The sequence below is a fragment of the uncultured Veillonella sp. genome, from assembly GCF_963524655.1.
GTDB lineage: Bacteria > Bacillota > Negativicutes > Veillonellales > Veillonellaceae > Veillonella.
The window spans coordinates 1-4,973 of record NZ_CAURHA010000061.1 but is presented as its reverse complement, the minus strand read 5'-3'; the positions used below and the strand labels follow the sequence as shown (position 1 = coordinate 4,973).

At 39.5% G+C, this 4,973-nt stretch carries 5 protein-coding genes; 2 read left to right on the top strand and 3 right to left on the bottom strand.

The annotated features are described in order from the left end of the window. Nucleotides 1-53: 53 nt before the first annotated feature. The 3 genes from msrB to RYM16_RS08745 form a co-directional block, all read right to left on the bottom strand. Nucleotides 54-992, bottom strand: a complete 939-nt coding sequence (msrB, locus tag RYM16_RS08755; protein WP_314983361.1) for a peptide-methionine (R)-S-oxide reductase MsrB — start codon at nt 990-992, stop codon at nt 54-56. Continuing rightward, on the bottom strand, nt 993-2,114 hold the full coding sequence (locus tag RYM16_RS08750) for a 5-methyltetrahydropteroyltriglutamate--homocysteine S-methyltransferase (RefSeq protein WP_314983360.1): 1,122 nt from the start codon (nt 2,112-2,114) through the stop codon (nt 993-995). It abuts the gene before it with no gap. Nucleotides 2,115-2,386: 272 nt separating this feature from the next. After that, entirely contained in the window at nt 2,387-3,325 is a 939-nt protein-coding gene (locus tag RYM16_RS08745; RefSeq protein WP_314983359.1) for a LysR family transcriptional regulator, read from the bottom strand. A gap of 105 nt (nt 3,326-3,430) precedes the next feature. On the opposite strand from RYM16_RS08745, the gene rnmV reads away from it, so the two are divergent. Both rnmV and rsmA read left to right on the top strand, forming a co-directional pair. After that, nucleotides 3,431-3,964 (top strand): ribonuclease M5, encoded by a 534-nt coding sequence (rnmV, locus tag RYM16_RS08740; RefSeq protein ID WP_105097800.1) that lies wholly within the window; start codon nt 3,431-3,433, stop codon nt 3,962-3,964. Nucleotides 3,965-3,972: 8 nt separating this feature from the next. After that, nucleotides 3,973-4,827: a 16S rRNA (adenine(1518)-N(6)/adenine(1519)-N(6))-dimethyltransferase RsmA gene (gene rsmA, locus RYM16_RS08735; protein ID WP_265137530.1), complete on the top strand. Its 855-nt coding sequence runs from the start codon at nt 3,973-3,975 to the stop codon at nt 4,825-4,827. Nucleotides 4,828-4,973 lie beyond the last annotated feature (146 nt).

Below are 4,973 nucleotides of genomic sequence, written 5' to 3'. Positions count from 1 at the left end.
AGAAAGACCCTTATAGGGTCAGAGCAAACCACCCGTTCTACGGGTGGTTATGATTAATCTTCAATATACGGTAAGAGATATTCGTATTTTGTGCCTTTTAACTCTTCTTTAGGAATAAAGGTTAAGGCAGATCCATTGATACAGTAGCGAAGAGAGCCGTTAGGTCCATCTTCGAATACATGGCCTAAGTGAGCATTGCCAATGCGGCTGCGCACTTCGATACGATTCATACCATGAGAGTCGTCTTGGTAGTATTTAATAACATCCTTAGCGATTGGTTTAGTAAAGCTTGGCCAACCGCAATGAGAGTTGAATTTATGTGACGATACAAAGAGGGGCTCCCCAGTAGTGATATCTACGTAGAGACCTGCTTTGAATTCATCTGTTAATTCATGACTAAATGGAGCATCTGTAGCAGAATTTTGCGTAACCTCATACTCTTGTGGTGATAGTGCCTCTAAGGCTTCTTTAGCTGGCTTGTTATACGCATTATCATCGATAAGTGGCTCATCAGATAGGCCTAATGGAATATGACAATAACCGTTAGGATTTTTATCTAAGTAATCTTGATGATACTCCTCAGCAGAGTAGTAGTTTTTTAGAGATAACACTTCGATAGCAAAGGGCTTACCTTCAAAGGCTTGAGCACGGGCTAAAGTTCTTTCAATAATAGCTTTATCTGCCTTATCCGTATAGTAAACACCAGTACGGTATTGAATACCTACGTCACCGCCTTGTTTATTAATACTAAATGGATCGATAGCTCGTAGGAAATATTGAATCAAATGGTCCAAGGAGAGTGTGTCTGCATCGTAGGTAACCTTGAGGGCTTCTACGTGACCACTATTGTGGCATACATCTTCATAACTTGGATTTTCAGTAGGACCATTGGCATAGCCTACTTCTGTGGAGAGGATTCCTCCAATTTTCTTGATGTATCCTTGAAGTCCCCAGAAACAACCGCCCCCTAAATATATAGTATGTTCATTCATTTAATCACCCCAAACTTCATGAGCTATTTCTTTAACTAATGCTAGTTTAGCCCATTGTTCTTCTTCGGTCAATTGGTTGCCAATTTCACAAGAAGCAAAGCCGCATTGAGGGGATAAGCAAAGTCTTTCAAGTGGAATATATTGGGTAGCCTCTTGAATACGTTTTTTAATAACTTCTTTATCTTCTAATTCTGGACGTTTAGATGTAATTAGACCTAATACGACCTTCTTATTAGGAGATACCTCGCGCAATGGTTCAAAGCCACCAGAGCGATCATCGTCAAATTCTAAGTAATAAGCATCTACATTTTCCTTTGCAAATAGAATAGGGGCAACTGGTTCATACCCGCCGCTAGCAGCCCAAGTAGAGTTGTAATTACCACGACATACATGAGTAGTGAAGGCTAAGTCTTGAGGGCGACCTTCGAGGGCCAAGTTGTTTAAGCGCAAGTACTTAGCTGTTTCGCCTTCGATAGTTACGCTTTTATCCTTTTGACGACCTGTCCAGTAAGCGTGGTCACAGCACATACCCCATGTACAATCATCAAACTGGATGTTACGACAACCCGCGTCATATAAATCTTTAATAACTTGACGATACGCAGCGGCAATATCTTGGATGAGTTCTTCTACATCAGGGTAGAAGGAACGTGTTGTAATACCGTTGTCCTCACGGAATAACTCGGCTAAGAATTGAGATGGGGCAGGGATTGTTTGACGCGCCGTAGTGTTTTCATCTTCGAATTGTTTTACAAATTTGAAATGCTCCACGAATGGGTGATTTGTACCCGTAATTTTGCCAGTAAGGGCGAGGGAACCTGGCGCTGTTTCTTGACCGACGAATTTATAACCGTGTTCTAGTTCAATTTCTTTTACGCCGTTAAATCCCCACATGAAATCTAAATGCCAATAGGCACGACGAAACTCGCCGTCTGTAATAACTGGTAAACCAGCAGCCTTTTGTTTTTGAATAAGGTCTGTAATGAGACGATCTTCAACAGCTGTCAATTCTTCTCTAGAAATGTTTCCGTTATTGAAAGCTTCGCGAGCTTCTTTTAATTCTTCAGGGCGTAGGAAAGAACCTACAATATCAAAGTGGAATGGTGCTAATTGTTTGGACATAATAATAATCCTCCTTATATAAACGGTAAAACCGATAATTTCGATAGGCTTATTATAACGAAGTATGACTATATGTAAAAATATCTATATATTAGAGTTGGATATAACTTAAAACTATATATGATTGTAAATTTGTCTTTTTAGTTATATCGAGGGGGATACTATTAGAATTTAAATGTGGAGCAATATAAAAAGCACTCTCCTAAAATGAACTACCTCCAAAGTTGTATCCAACTTTGGATCAATTCATAAAAGAGAGTGCTTTCAATATATTATTTTTTATCCTCTGGCAATTGAATATGTCTACCATAGTTGCCAACGTATTGTTCAAGGGCTTGAATATATTCTTGGCCCAAGCGGCTGCGTTGCATTTTATTGTTAGTAATATATCCAATATGCATCAAGCCTTCTTCTGCAAGGGGCACAGAGATGATATTTTCACCATTGACCTCTTTATCGATTACACCACTAGATACAGTGTACCCATCAAGTCCAAGTAATAGGCTGAATAAAGAGGCTCTGTCGCGAACGCGAATATGCTTTGGACGCACTACGGTGCTAAAGATTTCTTCAGAGAAATAGAAGGAGTTATGATCCCCTTGTTCAAAGGAGATATATGGATACTCTTCTAACTCATCGATGGACACTACATCTTTATTAGCTAACGGATGTGTTTTACCGATGAAGATAGGAGGGTGAGCCGTAAATAACTCTGTAATGGTTAATTCGGTAGTGTGAATTAATTTTTCTAATACAGGACGGTTGAAATCATTATAATAAAGCAAGCCGATTTCACTCTTCATATGAGCTACGTCGTCAATGATTTCATAGGTTTGTGTTTCACGTAAGGATACATCGTATTGATCGATGCCTGCACCTTTTAAAAGCTCTACAAAGGCGTTAACTGCAAAGGAGTAATGTTGTGTAGAAACAGAAAATTGTTTCTTCCCACCGCTTTGACTCTTATATTGCTCCTCTAAAAGGGCTGCTTGCTCAAGGACTTGGCGTGCATAGCCGAGGAAACGTTCCCCTTCTTTAGAAACAGTAATACCTTTATTGGTACGATCGAAAATGGTAATGCCCATTTCCTTTTCTAATTCTTTAATAGCCTTTGTAAGGCTAGGTTGAGATACAAATAATCTCTTGGCAGCTTCACTAATACTACCTATATTGGCAATTGTTGTGACATACTTTAATTGTTGTAAGGTCATAATTGGCCTCCTTTTATATATTACACTATTAATACTACTCGATTATAAGTATTTAAGCAATGTTATATATGTGTTACAATGTACTAATAGAATAAAGGAGGACCTATGCTAAAACAAGTCATCGTCGTAGAAGGAAAATCTGATATCCAACGCATTGCTCAAGCTGTAGAGGCTGACTGCATAGCGACTGAAGGTTTTACCCTTCGAAAAGGTGTTATCGATATGATTCGCGTTGCTTATGAAAAGCGAGGCATCATCATACTAACAGATCCTGATACGGCAGGGGAGCGAATTCGTCGTGTATTAACGAAAAAATTCCCCAATGCACAACATGCCTTTGTCCCTCGTGACGAAGCTTTTGCAAATGATGATATCGGCATAGAGCAAGCATCTCCAGAATCCATTAGAAAGGCTTTATCTACATTACATGTAGAGTCTTTAGAATCATCCAATGAATTTTCCATGGTGGATTTAGTGCGCCATGGACTGTCAGGTATGCCGGATAGCGCAGCTCGACGAGCTGTTATTGGTGCAAAATTAGGGATTGGCTATGGAAATGGTAAGCAATTCTTATATCGGTTAAATCATTACGGTATAACGCGAGATGCTTATGAAGAGGCAGTAAATAGTTTGAAATAGGAGTTAAGATGTTAGAATCAGTAATTGCAAGCCCTGAGGTAGTGCATTATATATGTAAACGCTTCGACATTAAAATGAGTAAAAAGCTAGGGCAAAACTTTCTTATTAAACGCGGCATTGTCGATGAAATCGTTCATGCTGCGGAGTTAACACCTGGTGAACCTGTACTAGAGGTTGGCCCTGGCATTGGTACCTTAACACAAGGTTTAGCGCAAAGCGGTGCTGATGTAACAGCCATTGAACTAGATCGCCGTCTATTAGAGGTTCTAGATACAACATTAGCATCTTATGACAATGTACGCATCGTTCATGGTGATGTATTGAAATTAGATGTGCCCACCATCATGAACCATAAACCGTTTAAGGTGGTTGCCAATTTACCGTATTATATTACAACGCCTATTATTATGTCTCTATTGGAAAGCAAATTACCAATTGAGCGCCTCGTTGTAATGGTACAAAAGGAAGTTGCTTTGCGCATGGTAGCACAGCCTGGTACAAAGGACTATGGTGCATTGTCTGTGGCTGTTCAGTATTATACGGAGCCAGATATTGTTCTAGATGTACCGCCTAAATCTTTCTTGCCTGCACCAGCGGTAACAAGCTCTGTAATTCGTTGCGTGTTGCGTGATAAACCACCGGTAGATGTAATTGATGAGAAACTATTCTTCCGCGTTGTAAAAGCTGGTTTTGCGCAACGTCGTAAAACATTTGCTAATACGATGAAAACAACGGGCTTATCAAAAGATAGAATTGAAGAGCTATTAGCAAAAGCAAATATCGACGGTCAACGAAGAGGCGAGACCTTTACTCTTCAAGAATTTGCCGATGTAGCCAATGCATGGGCTTCTTTAATTAAATAGTAAATGCATAAAGAGCGTATTAGATTGATAACATATCATTCTAATACGCTCTTTTTATGCTAATACGATTTTTTCATAAAAAAAGGACCCAAAATGATATGTACCCCCTTTACTGGACAACCAGTAAAGGGGGTATTTTCATGAGA